Annotated in this window: 18 protein-coding genes and 3 tRNA genes; 14 read left to right on the top strand and 7 right to left on the bottom strand. The window is 44.5% G+C overall.

The window, feature by feature from the left end; translation table 11 throughout:
• Nucleotides 1–437: 437 nt before the first annotated feature.
• The 3 genes from AAEY72_RS11130 to AAEY72_RS11120 all read left to right on the top strand — a co-directional run bounded on the left by AAEY72_RS11130 (nucleotide 438) and on the right by AAEY72_RS11120 (nucleotide 2,958).
• Nucleotides 438–1,076, top strand: coding sequence for a carbonic anhydrase (locus tag AAEY72_RS11130; protein WP_026037038.1), 639 nt, complete (start codon nucleotides 438–440; stop codon nucleotides 1,074–1,076).
• A gap of 243 nt (nucleotides 1,077–1,319) precedes the next feature.
• A complete protein-coding gene (gene gloA / locus AAEY72_RS11125; protein WP_194620731.1) occupies nucleotides 1,320–1,898 on the top strand; it encodes a lactoylglutathione lyase in 579 nt (192 codons plus the stop codon).
• Nucleotides 1,899–1,968: 70 nt separating this feature from the next.
• Complete coding sequence (locus AAEY72_RS11120) at nucleotides 1,969–2,958, top strand: mechanosensitive ion channel family protein (protein ID WP_352310564.1); 990 nt, start codon at nucleotides 1,969–1,971, stop codon at nucleotides 2,956–2,958.
• Nucleotides 2,959–3,096: 138 nt separating this feature from the next.
• Here AAEY72_RS11120 and AAEY72_RS11115 read toward each other — a convergent pair whose 3' ends face one another.
• From AAEY72_RS11115 to ribA, 3 genes are all read right to left on the bottom strand, one after another.
• Nucleotides 3,097–3,573: a c-type cytochrome gene (locus AAEY72_RS11115; protein ID WP_189583072.1), complete on the bottom strand. Its 477-nt coding sequence runs from the start codon at nucleotides 3,571–3,573 to the stop codon at nucleotides 3,097–3,099.
• Nucleotides 3,574–3,959: 386 nt separating this feature from the next.
• Nucleotides 3,960–4,880 carry an oxygen-dependent coproporphyrinogen oxidase gene (gene hemF, locus AAEY72_RS11110; RefSeq protein WP_352310585.1) on the bottom strand — a complete coding sequence of 307 codons (921 nt, stop codon included), beginning with the start codon at nucleotides 4,878–4,880 and terminating at the stop codon, nucleotides 3,960–3,962.
• Nucleotides 4,881–5,017: 137 nt separating this feature from the next.
• Complete coding sequence (gene ribA / locus AAEY72_RS11105) at nucleotides 5,018–5,692, bottom strand: GTP cyclohydrolase II (RefSeq protein ID WP_352310563.1); 675 nt, start codon at nucleotides 5,690–5,692, stop codon at nucleotides 5,018–5,020.
• A gap of 529 nt (nucleotides 5,693–6,221) precedes the next feature.
• On the opposite strand from ribA, the gene dxs reads away from it, so the two are divergent.
• A complete protein-coding gene (gene dxs / locus AAEY72_RS11100) occupies nucleotides 6,222–8,312 on the top strand; it encodes a 1-deoxy-D-xylulose-5-phosphate synthase (protein WP_352310562.1) in 2,091 nt (696 codons plus the stop codon).
• A gap of 331 nt (nucleotides 8,313–8,643) precedes the next feature.
• Entirely contained in the window at nucleotides 8,644–9,471 is an 828-nt protein-coding gene (locus AAEY72_RS11095) for an inositol monophosphatase family protein (RefSeq protein WP_010195855.1), read from the top strand.
• Between the two features lie 159 nt (nucleotides 9,472–9,630).
• Here AAEY72_RS11095 and AAEY72_RS11090 read toward each other — a convergent pair whose 3' ends face one another.
• Together AAEY72_RS11090 and AAEY72_RS11085 are read right to left on the bottom strand one after the other, a co-directional pair.
• Nucleotides 9,631–11,022, bottom strand: coding sequence for a WS/DGAT/MGAT family O-acyltransferase (locus tag AAEY72_RS11090; RefSeq protein ID WP_352310561.1), 1,392 nt, complete (start codon nucleotides 11,020–11,022; stop codon nucleotides 9,631–9,633).
• 311 nt (nucleotides 11,023–11,333) lie between these two features.
• A complete protein-coding gene (locus AAEY72_RS11085) occupies nucleotides 11,334–12,125 on the bottom strand; it encodes a thiazole synthase (protein ID WP_026037035.1) in 792 nt (263 codons plus the stop codon).
• A gap of 427 nt (nucleotides 12,126–12,552) precedes the next feature.
• Between AAEY72_RS11085 and gspE the strand changes: the two genes are divergently transcribed.
• A complete protein-coding gene (gene gspE / locus AAEY72_RS11080; RefSeq protein ID WP_352310584.1) occupies nucleotides 12,553–14,091 on the top strand; it encodes a type II secretion system ATPase GspE in 1,539 nt (512 codons plus the stop codon).
• A 125-nt stretch (nucleotides 14,092–14,216) separates the two neighbouring features.
• On the opposite strand, the gene AAEY72_RS11075 is transcribed toward gspE, so the two are convergent.
• Both AAEY72_RS11075 and AAEY72_RS11070 read right to left on the bottom strand, forming a co-directional pair.
• On the bottom strand, nucleotides 14,217–14,705 hold the full coding sequence (locus AAEY72_RS11075) for a RidA family protein (RefSeq protein ID WP_352310560.1): 489 nt from the start codon (nucleotides 14,703–14,705) through the stop codon (nucleotides 14,217–14,219).
• 212 nt (nucleotides 14,706–14,917) lie between these two features.
• Nucleotides 14,918–15,643, bottom strand: a complete 726-nt coding sequence (locus tag AAEY72_RS11070; RefSeq protein ID WP_352310559.1) for a DUF4442 domain-containing protein — start codon at nucleotides 15,641–15,643, stop codon at nucleotides 14,918–14,920.
• A 352-nt stretch (nucleotides 15,644–15,995) separates the two neighbouring features.
• On the opposite strand from AAEY72_RS11070, the gene AAEY72_RS11065 reads away from it, so the two are divergent.
• The 8 genes from AAEY72_RS11065 to gspF all read left to right on the top strand — a co-directional run bounded on the left by AAEY72_RS11065 (nucleotide 15,996) and on the right by gspF (nucleotide 24,010).
• Entirely contained in the window at nucleotides 15,996–17,477 is a 1,482-nt protein-coding gene (locus AAEY72_RS11065) for an McrB family protein (RefSeq protein WP_352310558.1), read from the top strand.
• 12 nt (nucleotides 17,478–17,489) lie between these two features.
• On the top strand, nucleotides 17,490–19,103 hold the full coding sequence (locus tag AAEY72_RS11060; protein WP_352310557.1) for an McrC family protein: 1,614 nt from the start codon (nucleotides 17,490–17,492) through the stop codon (nucleotides 19,101–19,103).
• Nucleotides 19,104–19,331: 228 nt separating this feature from the next.
• Nucleotides 19,332–19,408, top strand: a tRNA-Pro gene (locus AAEY72_RS11055).
• A gap of 109 nt (nucleotides 19,409–19,517) precedes the next feature.
• Nucleotides 19,518–19,594: transfer RNA gene (locus tag AAEY72_RS11050), tRNA-Arg, on the top strand.
• 40 nt (nucleotides 19,595–19,634) lie between these two features.
• Nucleotides 19,635–19,710, top strand: a tRNA-His gene (locus AAEY72_RS11045).
• A 634-nt stretch (nucleotides 19,711–20,344) separates the two neighbouring features.
• Complete coding sequence (locus AAEY72_RS11040) at nucleotides 20,345–21,280, top strand: helix-turn-helix domain-containing protein (RefSeq protein ID WP_189583047.1); 936 nt, start codon at nucleotides 20,345–20,347, stop codon at nucleotides 21,278–21,280.
• A gap of 329 nt (nucleotides 21,281–21,609) precedes the next feature.
• Nucleotides 21,610–22,674, top strand: a complete 1,065-nt coding sequence (locus AAEY72_RS11035) for a hypothetical protein (RefSeq protein WP_352310556.1) — start codon at nucleotides 21,610–21,612, stop codon at nucleotides 22,672–22,674.
• Nucleotides 22,675–22,807: 133 nt separating this feature from the next.
• The gene (gene gspF, locus AAEY72_RS11030; RefSeq protein WP_189583041.1) at nucleotides 22,808–24,010 is read left to right on the top strand and encodes a type II secretion system inner membrane protein GspF; all 1,203 of its coding nucleotides are present in this window, start codon (nucleotides 22,808–22,810) and stop codon (nucleotides 24,008–24,010) included.
• Nucleotides 24,011–24,189 lie beyond the last annotated feature (179 nt).

Below are 24,189 nucleotides of genomic sequence, written 5' to 3'. Positions count from 1 at the left end.
ACGTCTAAAGCACTGCCTTCAAGGTGGTTTGGTATGGGGATAAACGATGGGTATCAATAGGGTTTGGTTGCTGCGTATTATAACAAACCTTGGATATAAGTCAGTGCCAGTTCGTTATAAGTTAGCGATGCTACTTTGTTGTAAAGTAAAATTTTGCCAAACATCGTCAAATAGCTGGTTAATATCCCGATATTATCCATGCTGTTTTTCTCGCTTGACGGCAATTTATCTCGTTTTTAAAATCGTTCTTAAAATGAAGACACGGCCTAGCAAGATTAAAAGCGATTTTTTTATTATTTTTCTGCTTTTATTCCTATACAATCATTTTGTGGCTAAGAAATAAAATGAGCCGGCTGTGTATGGCAAAATGCTTAGCCAAGCCATGGTCAAAAAACAGAGATTTATTATTCCAATCATTTGATAATCAAGGACCCTTTATGCCTAATGATACTCGTCCACAAACAGGTCTAGAAGCACTCGAACTACTAAGAGACGGTAATGCGCGCTACGTTGATAGCCTCACCAGTACCGATGAGTATATGCAGCGCCGTCCAGAGTTGGTCAAGGATCAAAATCCATTGGCTATTATTTTGGGTTGCTCAGATGCACGAGTACCAGTCGAGATTGTATTTGATCAAGGTTTGGGAGATTTGTTCGTTATACGAGTTGCGGGTAACGTGGTTGCACCATCGCAGATTGGTTCAATTGAGTTTGCAGCCGAAGCCTTTGGCACGCAATTGGTAGTGGTACTTGGACACTCAAAATGCGGCGCTGTCACGGCTTGCGTTGAAACATTGATTAACCCTGAGCAGAATTATTCACCTAACTTACAGTCAATCGTCGATCGTATTCGCCCAAGCGTCTACAACCTTCATGAGCTCGCCACTGCCAATGGGCAAGATGTCGATGCTGATGAATTGGTCGATCGCTCGATACGTGCCAACGTGCGCATGTCGGTCAGCCAGCTCAAGCATGGTTCGCGAGCGTTAGAGGATTTGACCAGCAGTGGTCAGTTATTGGTCGTTGGTGCAGAGTATGATCTAGAGACAGGAAAGGTACGATTTTTAGACAGCTAATAGTTATTTTTTTATTAATAAAGTCGCGCCTGCCTTACTCTTATTTGATGTATGGTTTGTGCGGCTACACCGAGTTATTTCATATAAATATCCCTATCGATTGACTGTATAGACTATCAGCTCTTACAAAACCCTATCACTAGTCCCGCGATTTTTTATTATGATGAGAGTGTCAAGCCAATCATGACAGCCATGATTTTCTGGTCTTTCAATATTAATAACTCTTCAATTATTAGGATAAACATGTCTACTTCAGCGTCCCATTCAGAAAATGTGCATAATGAAGCAACGGTAGCGCAGCCCGCAAACAGTGTTCAGGCCGATGGTGTGCAGTCGATTGCCGCACAAACCACTGGCTTTACTTTTAACCATACGATGCTACGCGTGAAAGACCCTGCAAAATCATTAGCGTTTTATACTGGTGTTCTTGGTATGACCTTGCTCGCGGTAAAAAAGTTCCCTGACATGGGTTTTGATTTATACTTTTTAGCCCAGTTAACTGAGAGTGAGCGGGACAATTTGCCCGCTGGTGACGACTTAGAAATATTTGCATTCCGTCAACGTGGAATTTTAGAGTTGACGCATAATTATGGTACTGAGACAAAGGCTGACTTCAGCTATCACGATGGCAATGGCGAACCACAAGGCTTTGGTCATATTTGCTTTAGCGTACCTAGCTTAGATGAAGCCGTTGTTTGGTTTGATAAAAATGATGTCGAATTCAAAAAACGTCCAGAAGAGGGTAGTATGAAAAACATTGCCTTTATCAAAGACGTCGACGGCTACTGGATTGAAATCGTACAAGCAGATTTGATGCGCTAGATGTTAGACAGTTAAAAAATATAAGCATTAATGAATAAAAAAGTTTAATAATTTAAGGAGTGATCCCTGCATGCCCAGCCCTGAGGCAAACCCTACTGCTGCTGATCCAGCGACGATTAACTCAGCGACAACGACTGATGTTTTTACTTATCAAAGCATCCTTGGTTCAGCAAATGAGATATGGATTGGCTTTGTTGAACGTATCCCATATTTTGTCGCATCAATTATCGTTCTCCTGATTTTTTGGTTTTTATCGATTGTTTTCAAAAAAATCGTTCACAAATTATTAGGTAGTCGTAGTCGGCATCAGAACTTGGTCAAAGTGTTTCAGCGGGTAGGCGGGGCGCTTATTTTCTTTATTGGCTTTATGATTGCCATGGTGATCGCCGTACCAGGATTTACGCCTGCGAAGCTGATTGGCGCACTCGGTATTGGTTCGATCGCCATTGGTTTTGCTTTCAAAGATATTTTTCAAAACTTACTATCTGGTATTTTGCTACTCATCTCGGAGCCATTTCGTATTGGCGATCAGATCGTTTCTGGAGAATATGAGGGTACAGTTGAGGATATTAAAATCCGTGCAACCACCATCAAGACTTATGATGGTCGGCAAGTCGTTATTCCCAATTCAGATCTATATACCTCAGCATTAATTGTCAATACCGCCTACAAACAGCGTCGTTTACAAGTGGCGGTCGGCATTGGTTATGAAGATGATATCGAAGCGGCTAAAGCTGAGATTATGCAAGCGTTGGATAAAGTGGATAGTGTTTCCACTAAATCTAAGCCAAGCGTGATTGCAACGGGATTTGGTGGATCGTCTATGGATCTGATGGTGCGCTGGTTTATTGAAGATGGTACGCAGGCTAATAAAGTTGCTTCTATTCATCAAGTGATCGTAGAAATTAAGAAAGCCCTTGATGCAGCAGGCGTGAATATTCCTTTCCCGATACGTACTATCGATTTAAGTGACCCCTCTGTGAAAGCGATTGTCAATAAAATCAATGAGCAACAAAATGAGCAACAAGCTGTTGATGTTAATAAAGCCGCGACAGAGTAGTTGAACTGATGAGGCAATTTTGTTTGTTCGATAGACTTGCCAAATCTATTGCCTAAGTAATCGAACTTTCAAACGACCTTAAAAAAAACCGCCATATCAAAGGATACGGCGGTTTTTTTGTTATCAATCAACGGGTATTTATTCAGTTTTAGCTCTAAAATCTGTATGACATGATTTGCAGCTTGCACCAACTTGACCAAAGGCTGGTTTAACGTCATCCATGCTAGTGGCAGTTTGTGCGGTAGCGCTTAGCTCAGCGGTGACTTTTTGAAAGTTGTCGGCTTCTGCACGGAACTCATCCGCATTAGACCAAACCGCTTCAGTAGCATTACCTACCGCTTCTGGATCTTCAAAATGACTCCAAGGCTTGGCGGCATCTTCTGCCAAGAACGCCGCTTGCTCTTTAAATACTTCAGAATCAAATGTGTCAGGTGCTTTTGCCATATCACCCATGACGCCCATTGCATCGCCCCAGTTTTTCATAGTGTCTTGACGCGCTTGCACGTCAGGGTTAGATTCTGTTGAGGTGCTACAGGCTGTTAGACCCAGTGCAGCTGCCATCAAAGTAATGCTAACCAAAGATTTGAAAGATTTATTGGTATAAACCTGTGCCATATGACTTACTCCTTTAAACTTGGCTAATAGTAAGCGCGATTACAAACGCTCGCTTTGTCGTAAAATATAGTTATACAAAATACTGCCTAAAATTCTTTTGAGCACAGTTGCTAATAAAGAATGCCTTCTATTGTAACGGTTATCTGGGCGATGGGAATTATATAGTTGTTATATCCTCGTAATATTTTAAATAAGCATAACTTAACTTAGGTATGGCTGCTTATGGTTGGTTGCGATGATTGTATAGTAATTACACAACATATTTTTTACAATAACGACGAGAGGGTGGGTGGTTTAAACAGTACTGACAATAAAAAAAGGCCAGCGATAGTAGCTGGCCTTCTTAATATTCTCAAAAAGTATGAATACCGTGATATTTACAACACCTATAGCGCTAACCATTCACGCGGTTTTAAGTAAAAGTCGGTCAACTCAAACTCAGGTGTGCTAGGTTCCGGCTCGAATCGATAATGCCAGCTGGCAAGCGGTGGCATACTGACTAGAATTGACTCAATACGTCCGTTACTTTGTAGCCCAAATAGCGTTCCACGATCATATACCAGATTGTACTCGACGTAGCGGCCACGACGATAGAGTTGAAACTCACGCTGCGCTTCGGTATATGGCGTCTCTTTACGTGCCTCAAAAATCGGCATGATACCGTCAAGATAACCGTTGCCCACCGCCTGCATAAAGTTAAAGCAAGTCTCAAAGTCCCAGCCGCGACTTTCAGTACTGACGTCATCATAGAATAGACCACCGATACCGCGTTGCTCATCACGATGGCGCAAATGGAAATACTCATCGCACCATTGTTTAAAGTCAGGGTAGACAGTGTCGCCAAAGGGCGCGCATAGGTCGTGACAGACTTGGTGCCAATGGACACAGTCGGCTAATACTGGATAGAACGGGGTCAAATCAAACCCACCGCCAAACCACCAGATGGGCGCTTCGCCCTCGGCTTCGGCGATGAACAAGCGTACGTTGGCATGACTGGTAGGGACGTTGGGATTTTTGGGATGAACAACCAATGACACACCCATGGCTTGTGCTTTGCGACCTGTAATATCGGGGTGACGCGCGGTGGCTGAGGCGGGTAAGTTATGGACATGGATATGGCTAAACATGACTCCCGCTTTTTCGATAACCTCACCGTCTGCCAATACACACGACCTACCACCGCCGCCTTCAGGACGCTCCCAATCGTCGGGAACAAAAGTTGCAGTACCTCCACCGTCGCGCTCCTGTGCTTCTAACGCTTGGCAAATACGCGCCTGTAAATCAACTAAAAACGCACGCACTCGCATGATATCATCGCTGGTCGGAGTGACTGTTTTCTTCGATTCCGGTTTCTTCGATTCTAGGTTCTTCGATTCTAGGTTTGCAGCGTCTGTAGTTAAGGGGTTTGCATTGTTGTCTAAATTTTGATTGTTCATAAAAATATCTATTTATTCAGGTGTATTGCGGTATTGAATTCTTTATCGAGTAAATGTCCCATACGATCACGCTTAGTGGCCAGATAGTCTGCATTCATGTCGTTAACGCCAACGACCAATGGTACTCGCTCCACGACATCGATACCATGGGCAGTCAAATAAGCAACTTTGTCTGGATTATTGGTGATCAGTCTCACTGCATCAACGCCCACATGGGCGAGCATCGGGCTGCACATATCATAAACGCGCGCGTCAGCAGGCAAGCCTAACATCAGATTGGCATCTAAGGTATCATGCCCTTGATCTTGCAGCGCATAGGCACGGATTTTATTGGTCAGCCCAATGCCGCGACCTTCTTGGCGCAGGTAAAGAATTGCCCCGTAACCAGTTTCTTGTATCGCTTGCATCGCTGTATTAAGCTGGGGGCCACAGTCACACTTCAATGAACTAAATGCATCACCAGTCAAGCATTCAGAGTGAATACGTACCAATGGGATAGGTCGTTCTGCTAGCGTGTCATGCTTTTGCGTCAAGACATCGACAGCGTCTTTATTTTGCTCAACCACAGACAGACCGACCGTCAGCATCACATGCTCTTGACCGTCTTCATTTTCAAAGATATGAATATCAAACTCGCCGTGACGAGTAGGTAGTGTGGCGCTGGTGATAAATTGATATGACATTAATGTCCTACATGAGCCGATCATCGAGGCGGTAGCGGATTTTGGCATAGCCATATTATTATGGTTAAGAGGTTATCAGTATAACCGGTTCGTGAAGACAACGTGTTTATAGCGCTTATTATAAAAACACACAAAGTTCACAGACGACGCACGATGATTAAAGCGACAATTAAAAAATAATGCTATTATGCCATACTATTTTAACGGATACAGTGACAAGTCTTTGCCCTTACATTACTATGTCGTCACTAACGTCTGATATTGATGGCAGACAATGAGGCATAATAGCAATACTTGGTGTCACAGCGTTAAGACCATCGTCGTCTATTATGGCGGCGTACTTATTGCTATGCGTCATTATATAAGCGATGAGCGCTATCAGTAATTTTATAGTCAATGACATCCATCATGGTGTCGTGATTATTGCTATTATTAACGCCACTATTATTAACGCCACTTAGTTATTGATAACCATAGTAATATTCTAGGATAATCCCTTGTCAGCAGATTGGTAGGTATCGTACGGTTTATGCAGCAGTCACCTTATTCCCCACAGTCTCAGTCAGTATCTGCGTCAGCCATGGAGTCTGCTGCTAAGCTATCCAGTCTGCAACAGACGTATGCAGTGATTCCACGTGTGCGTCCTCATACACCGCTACTCGATGCGATCAATACGCCCTCTGATCTGAAAAAATTTACTACCGCTCAGCTTATTAATTTGGCTGATGAATTGCGGCTTTTTTTATTGTATTCAGCGGGTCAGAGTGGCGGACATTTCGGTGCAAATCTGGGGGTGGTTGAGCTGACGATTGCGCTGCATTACCTCTTAGATGCGCCGCAAGATCAGATCGTTTGGGATGTGGGTCACCAAGCTTATGCGCATAAAGTACTGACAGGTCGCCGCGATAAGCTCGGAACGATTCGTTCTAAAGACGGTTTGACCGCTTTTCCTGAGCGTGCTGAGTCAGCTTACGATACGTTCGGCGTTGGGCATTCATCGACTTCCATTTCAGCTGGTCTAGGCATGAGTCTGGCGCTGCGTTACCAAGGCCGCGCGCAAACCGTGGCTTGTATTATTGGTGACGGTGCGATGACCGGTGGTATGGCATTTGAAGCCATGAATGATGCGGTGCAACAAGATGCGGATCTGTTGGTTATTTTAAATGACAACGATATGTCGATATCTTGTTCTATCGGTGGCTTTTCACGGCATTTAGCCATGCTGTGGGAATCAGGTTATCAAGTTGATATCTCTGATGCAGGCGAGCCAGTGCTATGCCAGCGCCCTGATATGCAAGCGTTTGACCGCCGTAAACGCCATAAAGAAATGCGCGATGTGCCGCAGCTAGAAGACAATTTATTTAAAGCGGTTGGCTTTACTTACTTTGGTCCCTTTGACGGACATAATGTGCCTGAGCTGCTACGAGTATTGTCGCTTGCCAAGCAAGTAAAGGGTCCGGTGTTAGTCCATATTTATACCACTAAAGGCAAGGGTTTTGCGCCAGCTGAATTAGATCCAGTTGGCTATCATGCTATCGGTAAATTGCCTGTCGAAGATGCTGAAGCAAAACCTACAGAAGGCAAAGTTTCAGCAACTAATATTCCAAAAGCTGACATTCCAAAAACTAGACCTGCCTTAAAGTACTCACAAGTATTCGGCCAGTTCTTATGTGATAAAGCGGCGACAGACGATAAGTTGTTGGCTATTACGCCTGCTATGGAAGAAGGCTCGGGGATGATCGACTTTGCTCATCATTTCCCAACGCGTTTTTTTGATGTTGCTATCGCTGAACAACATGCGGTGACGCTGGCCGCTGGTATGGCGACCCAAGGCGTTAAACCTATCGTGGCGATTTATTCGACGTTCTTGCAACGTGGTTACGATCAGCTGATTCATGATGTGGCGTTGCAAAACCTTGATGTGACCTTTGCTATCGATCGCGCGGGTCTGGTTGGTGAAGACGGCGCTACTCATGCAGGCGTGTTTGATTTTGCCTTTTTACGCTGCGTGCCCAACATGTTGATTGCTGCGCCAAAAGACGAGAACGAATGTTACCATTTGCTCAATACCTGTTATGAGTACCAAGGTTGTACAGCCGTACGCTATCCGCGCGGTGTCGGTACTGGGGCTGTTATTACTCAGCCAGCACAAACTTATAACATCGGCGAAGCAGTGGTAGAGGCGGTATTAGGTAACGACAATGCGCCTAAAAAACTGGCGCTACTGGCATTTGGCACGATGGTTGCGACGGCTCAGCAAGCAGCACAAGCTATCACCAATGATGATGCAGAACTAAATGCAGAGCCAGACTGTCAGGTGCACGTGGTCAATATGCGCTGGGTAAAACCGTTAGATACTAAATTGCTCGAAACCTTACTTGAGCAAGGTATCACGCATATCGCGACCTTAGAAGAGCATATGACGATGGGCGGCGCGGGTAGTGCGGTCAATGAGTATTTGCTTAACGAATCGCTAGCCTTTAAAAATAGTCGTCCGGCTGTCTGTAATATTGGCATCGCTGATCGCTTTATCGCGCATGGTTCACAAGCTGAGCAATGGGCTGATTGTGGTTTAGATGTCCAAGGCGTGGTTGGCCAAGTACAAAACTTATTATCGTAAAATGTTTTGATAGCTATCTGTTTAAGTGAAAAAACAGATAGCTTGATCAATAGATATAACGCCTACTTAGCCGTGGGTGCTGACTTTTTTACAACTTGCGCAGTTTGTGATGACCACCAAAATATGGGTTGGTTTGGCGAACGTAATGGTTTTTTCGTTTTTATCGAACAATTTTAGTATAATGCGGTTGTCGTTTATAAGTTTTCATCTATAAAAGACACGTTTTTTAAATCGCATAGATGTGGTGTGATGCGGCTAGTCTAATCGGCATGTTGTGGGCACAAAGTTAGTCTTATTTTTTATATTCATTCATCAAGCAAATAGGTTATTTATGGAACCCATGGTCGTCATCGCAGCGCGTACTGCTGAAAAAGTTGGTAAAGAGATTTTATATGCGCATCAAAACCGCCACAAAATCGAATTGGACATCGAGTCGAAAGGACTTGATGGACTGGTCACACGTATTGATCGTTTCAGTGAAGAGCTGACGATTGAGACGCTAAAGGCCAGCTATCCGAATCATTCGTTTTTGGGTGAAGAGTTTGGTATGCAGGAAGGTCGCGGCGAAGACGCTGACTGGTGCTGGATTATCGATCCGCTAGATGGCACCAAAAACTTCGTTCATGGTGTGCCGCAGTTCTGCGTATCGATTGCTGTACAGCATAAAGGCGTTACCCAACATGGTGTGGTCTATGATCCAGTCCGTGATGAGATGTTCTCTGCTAGCCGCGGTAAAGGCGCGCGCTTGAACAATCGCCGTATGCAAGTGAGCGAACGCAAAACACTTGACGGTGGTCTATTTACTACGGGTCATCCGCTTGAGCGTAAGCGCAATGGTGAGATTGTCTCTTATGCGAAAGAGCATTTTGAAAGCCTACAGAAAGTCTCTGAAGCGGGTGGTCAAATTCGTCGTTTAGGCTCAGCGGCACTTGATTTATGCTATGTGGCCGCTGGTCGTTTCGATGGTTATTTTGAGATGTCTATCAAGCCGTGGGACATCGCTGCTGGTGAGCTTATCGTCACTGAGGCACGTGGTGTCGTCGTCGATCATACTGGTGCACACGACTCAATGACCTCAGGCTCTATCTTTGCGTGCAACATCAAACTGCTAAAACCACTGATGCAAGTGGTTGTCCCAATATGGGGTGACGCGGTATAGTAAATCATCGATAAACTTGTGATGGCGTGATATGTGCTCAAATGATGAGTCAGTAATATTCCTAGCCTTCAAGTTTTCGACATAAAAAAGCTGGCGCCATCATGGTGCCAGCTTTTTTATTGCGTAATAGCTTAGGTATTTTATTGCTGAAATACTTTATTAACTTGCCGCTACAGTCTTAGCCTCGCTGATACCTTCCAATAAGATTAGCTCTTCTTCAAGTAATCCTAGCATGTCTTGAACGTGCGGTAGCAGCTTGCTACAAGCAGTAATACAAAATTCGATTTTATCTTGATAGCTAGAAAGCGTGATATTCAGCGCTTGTCCATCAACGATAATGGAGGCTGGATATAGCGCTTTTAGCGGTGCGCCATTCCAATATAATGGTTTTTTAGAGCCTGGCACATTTGAGATAATGAGGTTAAACGCCTGCTTTCTAGGGAATAAACCCGTCAGTACGTTGATACCTTCCCACGCATAAGCGATCGCGCTATAGTTGATAATTTGCGCTTTGTTCATACGTCTAAAGCGACGTTTACCACTATTCATACTCTTATAAATCAATTGTAGACGCTTGGCTGGGTCGTCTAAGTGCGTGCCCAGATTTGCCATCAAAAATGAAATTTGATTGCCCGATGCACTTTCATCGCAGCGTAAAGACATCGGTACAAAGCCGATCAATGGCTTAGTCGGCAAGGCGTTCATGGAGAGCAAGTAACGACGCAGCGCGCCTGCACAGACAGCCAATACCACGTCATTGACGTTAACTTCAAATGCATCAGCGATGACACGAAAGCGCTGCATGTCGTAAGACTGAGCGGCAATGCGCCGTGAGGCTGAGATACGTTGGTTGAGAATACTCATGGGTGCATCAAAGGTACCGACATAACCTTCATCATCACCATGCTTAAAGTTGTCGAGCAGTTCGGTAAAGACGGGCTTGATGGTAGATAATTGCTCTTTTAAGATACTGGTTATAGAGCGGTCAGCGGGTAATAACTTATCCACTGACTTACGATGACGCGCTATCAATGACCATATCGGTAAACTGACAGGCTCAGTGGGGGACTGTGATAAGGATTTTTCGACCAGACGCATGGCTGCAACACCATCGACTAATGAATGATGGATTTTGAAATATAAGGCAAAACGTTCAGGTCTACCCTCGGATTCAGGCAAAATACCTTCGATAATATGACATTCCCACAAAGGCATGGCGCGATCTAGCAAACGGCTATGCTCTTTCGAGATATACATAAGCAGTTCGCGAACACGCCCGGGCTTGGGCAGCGCGACATGACGGAAATGATGCTCCACATCGAACTCTTCATCTTCTTTCCAAAACAACAGTCTGTCTAGTACTTGGTTGAAAGGAAAGCTTGGGGGTACTGTAGCGGTTTGCATCTGCTGCACGAGCTGATTGACAAAGTCACCATCCTCATTTTGCCCATCCTGTGGTAACTCGAATAAGAACAATCCTCCCACGTGCATGGGTTGTTTACGCGACTCAAGAAGTAAGAATAACTGGTCAACAGCGGTGAGTAGTCGCATAATAAATCCTTTTATGGCGATAAGTTTTCAATAAAAGATATATGGTCTGCCCATTATAAAATCGCTACAGCGATAACCTTGTAAGCCATACTAAGTAAGCCATCGCTTACACTCAGTCTTATTGTATCGATACTATTGTGGACTGACCATCATCAATAAGTGGCTATTTGGATGGCTACTAAAACCATGATTTAATAAAATGTCATGGCACCCATCAGCGTTATGTGGTTTCTATCTTATTAGTTTATCACTGGTTTTTCATTAAAAATATGTATTAAAAACGCTATGCTAACCAGCAACCCAGCCGACAGCTACTGGAAAAAATAGCCTGTTTGCGGTGAGCTGGCAGTGGCCATTTTGCGCATCGGCATACGACCAGCTAAGAAAGCCTGACGTCCTGCCCACACAGCATGCTTCATCGCATGAGCCATCATCACTGGGTTTTGAGCATTGGCAATCGCTGAGTTCATCAATACGCCATCGCAGCCAAGCTCCATGGCAATCGCTGCATCAGAAGCCGTGCCGACACCCGCATCAACCAACACAGGCACTTTTGCATTTTCGATAATGAGGCTAAGGGTGTGGCGATTGAGCAAACCAAGACCCGAGCCAATCAAGCTACCAAGCGGCATGATCGCCACGCAGCCCATGCTTTCAAGCTCTTGCGCGACAATTGGATCGTCTGAGGTATAAACCATGACCTCAAAGCCGTCATCAATCAGCACTCTTGCGGCTTTTAAGGTTTCCATGATATTAGGATAAAGGGTTTTTTCATCACCCAAGACTTCCAGCTTAACCAGATTGTGTCCACCCAATAATTCGCGAGCAAGCTTGCAAGTACGAATCGCTGTTTCAGCGTCAAAACAGCCCGCAGTATTGGGCAAAATGGTGTATTTATCAGGGGAGATCACATCAAGCAAGTTGGGCTCGTCACTATTCTGACCGATATTGGTGCGGCGAATGGCGACGGTGACAATTTCTGCTTCTGAGGCACCAATGGCAGCCCCTGTCTCAGTCATATCTTTATATTTGCCTGTACCGACCAACAGTCGCGACGAAAATGTACGACTGCCGACAGTGAAGGTGTCTTGGGAAAGTGGCATAGGGATGGTAGCAGTGGAAGCCTGTGACATAACTGAGAATCCTAATAGCGAGGGTGCAGGGTTGGACAAAAAAATAGCGTTAACAATGTAAGCCGTTAAGAAGCGAGTGTTAATCACTAGTTATTAATTAATAGCCGTCAACTCGTAGATGGTAATTACTGACTGACTGGCTAATTACTGACTAACTAATAGTAACGCATTGTCAGCAAAATAAGAAATCACATGGTAGTCTTATTGAGTATAAAGCGGTTAGCAAATAAGCCAGCCACATAAAATGCTACTCGCTCAAAACAAAATGTTATTATAACAAACTCATGCGCGCTTACTTGCAGTCTTTTTTGCTTTAGTCAATTAGGTGCACAATGCCTTTGTGAAGCATGAAAAGGCTCTTATTTCTGACGTTATGTCTATTTATCAGGTCGACTATATGATGCAACTGCCGTACAGTTTTGCCAAACGCCATCAACTCTTGGTCATTCTTGCTATTGATCCTGAGCTGCCACCGACTTTAGTGCTGACCAAAGCCACGCCGTTGTCAGCGATTAATGAGGCGGTGCGTTTTTTACAGCAGCAGGGCATACGTGGTGTGCCGACTTACGAAAGCGTCAGCACCGATGACTTTGAAAGACGCATGAACGCCGCTTATGCAGGCAATACGGGCGAATCACAGCATATCGCTGCTGGGCTTGAAGATCACCCTGATCTCGATAGTTTAGCGGATAGCGTACCTGAAACTGAAGACTTGATGGATCAGCAAGACGATGCGCCTATTATTCGGCTGATCAATGCATTGCTGTCCGAAGCGATTCGCCTCAACGCCTCAGATATTCATATCGAAACCTTTGAAAAACGTTTGGTTGTGCGCTTTCGCGTCGATGGCGAGTTAAAAGAAATTATCACCCCCAAACGCCAGTTGGCACCGCTATTGGTCTCGCGTATTAAGGTCATGGCAAAGCTCGATATCGCGGAGAAGCGCGTACCGCAAGATGGGCGTATCAGTTTGCGTTTAGCAGGACGAGAAGTAGATGTGCGGGTATCGACATTGCCATCGAGCTTTGGTGAGCGGGTCGTGATGCGTTTGCTCGATAAACAAGCAGGTCGCCTCAACATGACCTATTTGGGACTCTCTGATAATGATTATAGCGAGCTCAAACGCTTAATTCATCGTCCCCACGGCATTATTTTGGTGACAGGGCCGACAGGTTCGGGTAAAACCACCACGCTCTATTCAGCATTGACTGACTTAAACGATCAAACCCGTAATATCTTGACTGCAGAAGATCCGATTGAATTTCAGCTCGATGGTATTGGGCAGACGCAAGTCAATAATAAAGTTGATATGACCTTTGCCAAGAGTCTGCGCGCGATGTTGCGTCAAGATCCCGATGTGGTGATGGTTGGTGAGATTCGCGATTTAGAGACCGCCGAGATTGCAGTACAAGCGTCGTTAACAGGACATTTGGTATTATCAACCTTGCACACCAATACTGCCATCGGTGCGGTGACGCGCTTGCAAGATATGGGTGTAGAGCCATTTTTATTATCCTCATCGCTCATCGGTGTGGTCGCCCAGCGTTTGGTACGTACGCTGTGTACGCATTGCCACACGTGGCAGCCTGCTGATAGCGAACAGGCAAAATTATTTACAGAAATTGGCATACCGTTGGGTGTTGAAGGTTTGGCAGCTGAGGTCATCAATTTACCCAAACCAGTGGGCTGCGATAAATGTAATCAATCGGGTTTTAAAGGTCGTACCGCGATATATGAGGTCGTTCCCGTTGACGACACCTTGCGACGGATGATTCATAGTAATACGGCGGAGTACGAGCTAGAAGAATACGCACGCCAGCAGACACCATCGATACGTGCTGATGGGTTGCGTAAAGTCATTGCAGGCAGGACAACGTTAGAAGAAGTGTTGCGAGTGACCAAAGAAAGCGCACTCACTGATGATATGATTGTATAAAGCGTGATTGATTGTATAAAGCGTGATTGTATAAAGTAGAACGGTTATTGAGTCAAAAGTTAGGTCAATTGACTCAATAACCGCGTCATGGAAAAAGCCAGTTTGGCTTATTTTTAATAGCGTTACTATTTTGCAGCGATGCACTCGACTTCAACGCTAGCACCAGCGGCCAACTCTGCGACACCAAACGCGGAGCGTACAGGGTAGGGCTTAGCCAATTCAGCTTTATAGACTTTATTAAAATCATCAAAGTCATCCATATCTGTCAGCATCACCATACATTTGACGATATCAGACTTTTGATAGCCGTATTTTAATAGCGTGGCATGGATGTTGTCTAAAGCTTGTTTTGCTTCCGCTTTGATCCCGCCTTTGACCAATTTGTCATCTTTAAAACCGATTTGTCCAGACATGTACAAAGTGTCGCCGACACGTACCGCTTCTGAAAACGGATAGTTGCCACCATCACCCAAAAAGACAGGGCTAGATTTCGCAATACTTGCGGTATTAGTTGTGGGCGCGGCATTGGCACTAACGGCAAATCCTAATGAGCACGCAGCTACTAAAAGCGCCTTAGATAGGTTGGTAGTAAATTTATAGTTATGTGTGGACATCGTTGTCTCCTTATTATAATACCAAACCCAAAAAGTACGATTAGCGGCGTCAAACTCGTTTAGTCTAAAATAAGTAGTACGTTCACTCGTCTTTCTGGCTACGCTTATTTTTGTGGATGGTATAAGCTCATGAATCAAACGTACACTATAGATACTATAGGTAAAGCAGAAAATTGCCAAATAGTGCAGTCGCGATTAGGCTCTCGCTTGCTCTAAGCATTATCATCATTTTCGATTGTAGTGTCGTCTGTTGTGGAAGCAGTAACAGAGTCACTAGATTGCTCAGTCTCAGTTTTGGACTTATTGTTTTGTCCTTGGCGACGTGCTTCTAACTCTGATTTCGGCACCCAAGCCCATAGCATTTCAACCACGATAGGGTCGCGATCACTGTCAGACTCGCGGTCATGGATCACGCAAGGAATAACCATCTCGCCTTTTGGGGTGTTTAAAATGTCCAAGCGTTGCTCATCAGACAAGGTTGCCACTGCGGCCACTTGACCTTTTTTAATCGGGCGATAAAAATTAATCGAGTAAGATTTAATCAGCAATACACGGTCAGAAGGTAGGTTTAAACCCAAAATAAAGCCCGTTGCGGTCTCAGCCAGTAAAGTGATGGCAACAGCGTGGATAGAGCCAATATGGTTTTGCACGGCTTTGCTATTATTCAAGCTGACCACGACTTGATTGGGGTCGACTGTTTCATAATAGACGCCCGTCGTGCCCACATACGGCACCACTTTGCCAAAAGCTTTGGATAAAATAGTAGAGCGCGCGCCAGCGGGTAAATATTTAGTCACCGATAAGAGTTTGGTGAATTGATTGTTCACTGGCTTAAGGGTGCTATTGGGTTTTTCGACTGGCGATCTTGTGCTGTCAGTGTTGTTGGCTGGCAATTTATTGGTCAGCTTACTAGGGAGTCTTTTTAATAATCCTGACATACAAAATTCCTTATTTAGGTCAGTTAGATGAGATTTTAGCATGATAAATTTTCATGATAGTGGCAAGTGAGGTAGAGGTTATCGTCACCGCTATTGCGACCATATTACCTTAACCTAAGTGTCACTACTATTATTAGCATGAACTACCGCGCTTATAAAATGCCAGTAACGTAGCCATATAATTAAGGGTAATCAGGGGTAATTAGGAGTGATGAGCGCTTGTGAAATACTTTTAGACGAAGCTATCTGTTAGCTTAAGCTGCTAGCTGTAAAAATAACCATGCTGTAATAGTGGTATTTTAGCACGATTTTATTATTTTTTTGATACCCATTTTGGATGCTGGATGACGTTATGCCCGAGAGAGAGATTCATGAGCCGACCAATATTATTTATACTGGCGTCGCTGGTACTGGTAAAACCTACCAGTTGCTCCAAATTGCTCAGCAATATACCGACTACTTGCCGAGAGCAAACGAAGCTGATTTGCTGGCACAGTTATTACAAACGCTAAGCTGGCGTGATGTGGTATGTTTGGTGTTTTTAGATTTTCACTCTGAAAAACAAGACCTCGTAAAAGTACCTGAAATCGTCAGTCATGAATTTTTTGTCGCCAAAGCCGCACAGAATGCACGTGAGAAAAATTTAAGTAATACGGCATGGTCAGTGCTGCAAATGCACAGTCCCACCAGCTCAAAAACGGTTACGTACAAGAACCGTGCTAGCCAAGCTTACTTTGATAAAGACAATAGCGGGGCATGGTATTTGCTCCCTGAGAGCATGCCATTACTAAAGGATTTATCACAGAAACTAGCAGAGTTTCAGCAGGCGCAGCATGATAATACCGCAAGCCAACACCATGCTTTTAGTGACCAGCGTTTTAGTATGGTCAGTTTCCATCAAGCCTATGGTTACGAAGAATTTGTTGAAGGTATTCGCCCCGTTATGGCGGCATCTGGTCATACGAATTCTCATCAGACGGGCAATAACCAAGTACAGATGAGCTACGCTATTCAAGATGGTGCGTTCCTCAAGCTCTGTCAGCGTGCGGCACGCGACCCTAAACGGCGCTATGCCATGCTGATCGATGAGATTAACCGTGCCAACGTCTCACGGGTATTTGGTGAGCTACTCAGCCTAATTGAAGCAGATAAGCGAGCCGGCACGGCAAACGCTATGAGTGTTAATTTGGCCTACTCTGGGCGCGCTTTTAGTGTGCCAGCCAATGTTGATATCTACGCCACGATGAATACCCAAGACCATTCTTTAGCGCCATTAGACATGGCTTTGCGTCGGCGCTTTCGCTTTATTCACTGTCCGCCAAAGCCAGAGCTGTTATCTATTATCCCAGCTTTTGGCAACGCCAATCAAAGTTTAGAAAGTACTCAGTCAGCAGCATCCATAGATTTGACCAAATTGCTGACAGGTCTAAACAATCGAATTAGCCAAACGTTGGGGATGGAGGCACAATTGGGTCATGCATTTCTGTTTGGTGTACAGAGTTTGGCGCAGCTACAGACCGCATTGATTGAACAAATTATTCCGCAATTGGCACAAGCGGCGGGCGGACAAGTCGCTATCTTGCAGTACGTGTTCAGAGATGAGCAGCAGCCGATGAGGGCGCAGTTTATACAAGATAGTCAAGCGGCAATTAGTCAGCATTTGGATGACGAAATAAATGACCAGACGAATACTATGACACCAAGTCAGTTATTTAGCGGCCACAATGCCTTTTTAGGACAGTCGATGCATACTGGTAGCTATAAGATTAATGAAGATTTTCTCGCAAGGACAGGTGAGTTTACCAATTCATCCGTCTACCAGCGTTTATATTAATAAGGTGACCAAGTGTTCATCAATAGCGTCGCATACGCCCCTACGAATGGTATCGCCAATAACAGTAGCGCCAATAACAATATCACCAATAACAATATCACCAATAACAGTATCGCCAGTAATGTTAATAGCACTACTATGAAGGTGCTTGATACCAATATCATGACGGTATTTGAGCATCAGCGTTTAACGGTTTATGATTTTTTGCAAGCGTCTGATTTTCAGTGGTTGATGGCGCAAGAGTTTGCCGTATTTACTATCAAACGCAAGCAGGGACAATGGCAGCTAAAGGTCGGGCATTATATTGGCATAGTGTTATTGCCCAGCGGTATGACGCTTGAGATTTTGCCCAAGATGATTGCCTCAGCGTCTACCAGTCGCACGCCACAGCAGCAGTCTTATGAATCTCATCAAAATAGCGCTAGCGATATCAGACAAGCCCGTCAATGGGTGCAAAATATGCTGTCCGATTTGATTAATACCAGTAACCAATACCATAGCAAACTGCCCAATACAAAAAACTTAGGTCAATTTAACGCGCAGATGACGCCGCTGCCGCTAAGCGCACCATCGTTGTCGGATTGGCTCGCGCACCAGTTTTTACAGCGTTTGGCACATTATCAACCAACCCAGCATTATCAGGCTCAGGTGGATAACCAGGCAACGCTACAAGGTCGGCTGTTGATCAAAGAGCAACTACGCCGCAATAGCGTACAACCGCATAAGTTCGTCTGTGAGCGCAGTGTGTTGAGCCAAGATATGCTGAGCAATCGCGTGATCAAGAGTGCATTGGTATGGCTGGCACCACTCCTACAAACAGCGATGCCGCCGAAATCCATACAGCTCTGGCAATTAGTGCATGCACTTAATTACCCTGAGCGGCAGCAACTAGAGTCGGTATATCAGCAAGCAAAGCGCCAACTAGCGCTGCAACCCCTGAGTCAGCTACAAGCAAACGCCGCCCAGCAATTGCTAGATTTGGCTTATTGGCTATTGCAGCAGTCAAATATAGAGACAGGCAGCGGTCTTGATACCAACTTATCCTCTAATCAATCTTCATCAAGACCACGTTTGTGTCTGTTGATTGATATGAATCAAGCTTTTGAGCAATGGGCAAGCCTACGTATCGCATCGATGTTTGAGCAATTAAATTTAAATTATAACGCACTGCATCAAGCACAAAGCGTGTGGCTAAATGATGCAGAAGGGCAGGCCTGCTTATCTATCCGTCCGGATTTACTTATTTATCAGATGCCGAATAATGATATTCGTGAGGATAAAAGCGGTAGAAAAACTCCCTATAAAAATAGCCATGGCACGGCTAGTGCAAAAAAAACGCGTAACTACAGCCATGTGATCGACATAAAGTGGAAGCATCTGAGCCATTCAGGAGCGATCAGTGCCAGTGATGCCTATCAGTTGACCAGTTATGCGCAAGCGTATCAAGCAGGACAGGTGTGGTTGGTCTATCCGGTGCAAGGTAACATCAGGCAACCGGTAGCACTCAGACAACAAGTTCAAGGAAGCAGCGATAGTGACAGCAAGCCCTCAAACGTGGCAAAGCTGTGGCTTGTGCCTTTTGATGTCTTGAGTGGCACGTTGAACGGTAAGCTCCCGCAAGAATGATAGACGCTATCATTGCTGTGTTTCACTAACCATGACTCGCAGCGAAAAACGGCTATTCAAAACAATTTCAATAAAATTTGGTTAATTTATGAATTAATTGAAAATAGGTGTTGACAGCATCGTCTTTTCCCCTTAATATGTGCACCTCGATAGCGAGGAACATTAAGCAGTTAGCGGCATTGCCGATAACGAATTAATCAACTTAACTATCGTGATAATAGAGAATTTCGGAGTGTGGCGCAGTTTGGTAGCGCATCTGGTTTGGGACCAGAGGGTCGTAGGTTCGAATCCTATCACTCCGACCATCTATTTTAAGAGCCTTACAGGCTTTTTTTTATGTATAATGATATTGTTTTTGATGTTATAAGTTTCTAATATTATAAGCAGATCAAAATTTGTAAAAGTCCTTTAAGAGCGCCTGTAGCTCAGCTGGATAGAGCATCTCCCTTCTAAGGAGGTGGCCGCAGGTTCGAATCCTGCCAGGCGCACCATTTAGCCTGCAAATCTTGCCTTCCTTGGCAAATAGTTATGGCGGTTGTAGCTCAGTTGGTAGAGCCCCGGGTTGTGATCTCGGTTGTCGTGGGTTCGAGTCCCATCAGTCGCCCCATTTTATTTAGTACTATTTTCTATTTATCTTATTTATACATACTGATTGCCCTCGTTGGCATTTTTTTTCGTCTGCATTTTTTACTTCTCTATTTTTTCAATTCTCTGACCATTTTCTTCTGGTTAGACGATCGCGTGTCACCCCTTACTTTTCGCTCATGCCGTGTTGGTTTTTTAAATCACCAACGGATTTATTAGTCGCTAATTTTCTTATCAGTGTTTTGTCACCAATATTTTATAAGCACAGTTGATTTTGACAAAGCTTAATTTTAACAAAGCTTAATTTTGATAGGGCTTGGCTTTTATTTAGTCATATATCCCTACTTCTTTTAGGGTAAACTGCTCATTATTAAGTAAATATAAACTATTCATTAAAAATTTAGAATAATGATTTGATGGTATGAGTGAGGGTGGCTAATTTAGAGTACTGAGCCTTATTAATGTTGCTAATATTAAATATTGCTACAGAGGCAATAAAGGACGGTATTTCTACAAATTCGGGTTCGATATGTGTTTAGCGTACGTATAATTTTAAGTGTAGTCCACGATAAGTGATTTCTCTTGTGTAATATCTCTTAGGTGGTTTATTTTGCAGGGTTAAGATCAACTGCCATAGATTATTGAGGAAGTCATTGATGGACGCACTGAGTGTATTGCTACAAAATGTGCATTTGTTTGAAACAAAATATTATCGTTTAAATGGTTCTGGTAATTGGTCGTACTCACTGACCAGAAAAGACACCATTCTATTTTATTTGGTGATGTCAGGTAGCTTTTGTATCGATGTGGGCAATGGCTTACGAGAGGCACATGCTGGCGACATCATCATGGTTCCCAATGCTTATCAACATGTCAGTTATGCGCTGAGTCATCATGGGAATGATGCCAAGCCGTTGGATGAGCTGCTCACTAATTGCAAAGACAATACGCTTGATATGATAAGTGACGGCGATGAGAAGTCATCGTTGATACTAATTGAGTGCAAATACGACAAAGAGATGGTTAATCCTTTATTGTCGGTGTTGCCATCGATATTGCCTGAGATCAATAATGACACCGATGGTCGGTTTGAGGTCATTGATGTAGAGATTAAACTTTTAACCCTAGAATCTCAGCATGAGCGCATGGGCAAAACGGCAGTGATCAATCATTGGGCAAGTATTATGATGATTGAGTGTTTGCGCGTTTATATCGAAAGCATACCTGAGGCAACAGACAATTGGTTAAAGGCGATGAAAGATCCGTTTTTAACCAAAGCGCTAGCCGCGATGCATAATGCACCGAGCCAAAATTGGACGATTCTGACGCTTGCTGAGGTCGCTGGCATGTCACGCTCCAGCTTTGCCCAGCGCTTTAAAGATACTGTCGGTATGCCGCCACTGACCTACTTAATCGATTATCGCTTGCGTTTGGCCGCCCGTTATTTACGTTTGCAGCAAAACAGTATCAGCCGTATCAGTGAGCTGGTCGGTTATGCGTCGGACTCGACCTTTAGCCAAGCCTTTAAGCGCGTCTACGGGGTGTCGCCAAAAGCGTATCGCCAGCAGTATCAAAGACAGTTGCTGGCTTAGTGTCTGACAGCGTCTTTAATCCAATCACAATAACATCATCGCAAAAACACCATCGCAAAGCGTTAAGGTTGAATATTCGACCTTAACGCTTTTTTTGTTTTATATATGCTTGAATATTGAATATTCTCACTCGATAACGAAACCTAAATGGCGTCATTTGATTAAGAGTCTTTTGCTGTTGTAAAGCTGACAATGCGCTTAGGTTCAGGTACTATGGAGTGATGAGTCGCCTAGGTGCGACCACTTGCTTCTAGCGCTTTATATCTTACTGTCTGGCAGTGATATATGGTGACTCAAGCGATGTTTATTTTTGAAGCTGATGGTGTGTTATGACTGAACCGACCGCAAAACCAACTGCAAAATCGTATGACCAAAAGGGCGCTTCTACGTTTGCCAAAAATAGCAGCAGTATCGATAAAAATGATATCGGACACAATCAGCCTCTGTCAGAAGATAAGCTAAAAAATAAGGTAGCGATTTTGCCTGATAAAGCAGCGTTGTTGGCATTATTTACCTTGCCCGCTTCTGAAAATGTAGGGAGTGAAAGCGCAAGGATTGACGGCACAGGTATCGAAAACGCAGAGACTAACAGAACTGCTGTCAACGAAACCAATATTGCCGAGCAGCGTGTGGCGCTGTATCGTGCCCAGCACGAACGTACGCGGTTACTTTATATGGCGTCTGCCGCCACGCGACCCACTTATTTGGTGCAAACACTAAAAGCACAGTTCGCCGAATATCAACAGTATCTACTCGCCCAGCAGCTTGATAAACGCGGTCTAATGGATACCGATGCGCTTGAAAGGCTTTGGCAGCAGCTGCATGTGGTCGATGATATTATCGCAGATATCGTGCGCCATATGCCCGCGCAGCAGCCAGCGGGCTGGCAGCTAACCATGCAGGATGGTCACAATCCATTGCGTTTCGCAACGGTTGGCAAGCTTAAACACGGCAAGCCTATCTTAGAGCAGGCCAGTCTCAACAGTTATGTACTCAGTCACTTTGGCGTCAGCAGTTTTACCTATGACCGTGGTTATTACATCGGTCATGTCGTCGGCTATTTATTCAGTTGTTATTTTTGCGCCCATTTGTCTGTTAGCTATAGCGTGACGTCGCTTGGGCAGCAGGTCGTTGCCGATTATGAGTATGCCAGTCTTGAAACCCCGCATATGGTGCGGTTGCTACAGGGCTTGGACAGTTATTGTAAAAAACGTATCTATCAGCTGGCAGTCATCTGTGCGCGGCTTAGTGTTTTCGCCAGTGACAAACGCATTGAGAGAATGTTGATCGCTGAAGTGAATGATTTTGATAAAAAATTGCAACAGCAGCATCTGGATGTTTTATTATTACAAGGCTTGATGCCTGATAATAATGACTCAACGCCCCTGTTTTAAGTGGTTTTTTATCTAAGCCAGCCATTATTTAAGCATTGATATTTAAGCATTGATATTTAAGCATTGATATTTAAGCATTGATATTTACGCACTGATGCAACCCTTTTTTGACTACTTTAGGATATCCGCTGCTATGCCCGCTTATCATTATAAAGCGCTCGACGACCACGGCGGTGTCCAAAAAGGTTTACTTGAAGGGGATTCTGCGCGACAAGTACGCCAGCAGCTGCGTGATAAGCAGTGGACGCCCGTTGAGGTTAGTGCAGTCAATGACAGACAAAATCAACATAAAAGCCGTTATAAAAAACCGTCTGCTTATGAGTTGGCGCTGCTCACCCGTCAATTATCAGTATTACTCGCGGCTGGTATTCCGCTTGAAGAAACGCTGGCCGCCGTCGCCAAGCAATCACCAAAAACCCATATCAAATCCTTAATGCTTGCCGTGCGTTCGCATGTTTTAGAGGGCTTGAGCCTCGCCCGTGCGTTGCAGCAAGCGGCCAGTTTTCCACCGTTATATATCGCTACCATTGCTGCTGGGGAAAAGTCCGGTCATTTGGATTTGATCCTGAATCAGCTAGCAGACTACACCGAAAACCGTTTTGCGCTGCAAAAGAAAATCCAAGGCGCGATGGTTTATCCGATTGTGCTCATGGTAATGGCAGTCGGGGTAATCATGGGTCTGATGAGCTTCGTGGTGCCCAAAATCGTCAAGGTTTTTGAGCAGTCTGAGCAAGCCCTACCTTTGATTACCCAAATCGTACTTAGCCTATCGAACATCATTACCCAGTGGTGGTGGCTGATGCTGCTAGTACTGTCAGGGACGGCGTTTTTGTTCTATCGCTTTGCTCAGACACAAGCAGGTAAGCTGACGATAGATAGTGTCGTGCTTAAACTGCCGATATTGGCGCGGCTATCGAAGGGACTTAATGCCGCACGCTTTGCCAGTACCCTTGCGATATTGGTGCGCTCAGGCGTACCGCTGATTGAGGCACTACACATTGGCGCTGCCGTTGCGACCAACTTGCATATTCAAAAAACCATTATCACTGCTGCCGATAGGGTGACAGAAGGCTCAAGCTTATCCAGTCAGTTAGAAAAATCTTCATACTTTCCGCCGATGATGGTACAGATGATCAAAAGTGGCGAGAACTCAGGCGAGCTTGAAAACATGCTCAGCCGCGCGGCCAATATGCAAGAAGCGGAAGCCACCAACTTTATTAGTACTTTGCTGTCATTACTTGAGCCTTTGATGTTAGTGTTGATGGGTGTGGTGGTCATGATTATTGTGATGGCAGTGATGCTACCGATTGTGAATATGAATGATTTGGCAGGCTAGCTAATATCTTTCTAAACCTTGCGCCAGCTTTCTTAAGATTTGCTTACTGTTGTATATTGTTGACTGAGTCGCATTTTTGCTATGGCAAACTCAAGCACCACGTTATAGTGAAAGCGGGTCAAAATTACTCTCATCAATGTCAGCCGTTACTGAATACTGGCTGTGATGACAATATGAGC

This window comes from Psychrobacter sp. W2-37-MNA-CIBAN-0211 (genome assembly GCF_040309405.1).
GTDB classification, from domain to species: Bacteria; Pseudomonadota; Gammaproteobacteria; order Pseudomonadales; family Moraxellaceae; genus Psychrobacter; species Psychrobacter glaciei.
This window is presented reverse-complemented; position numbering and strand designations above follow the sequence as displayed.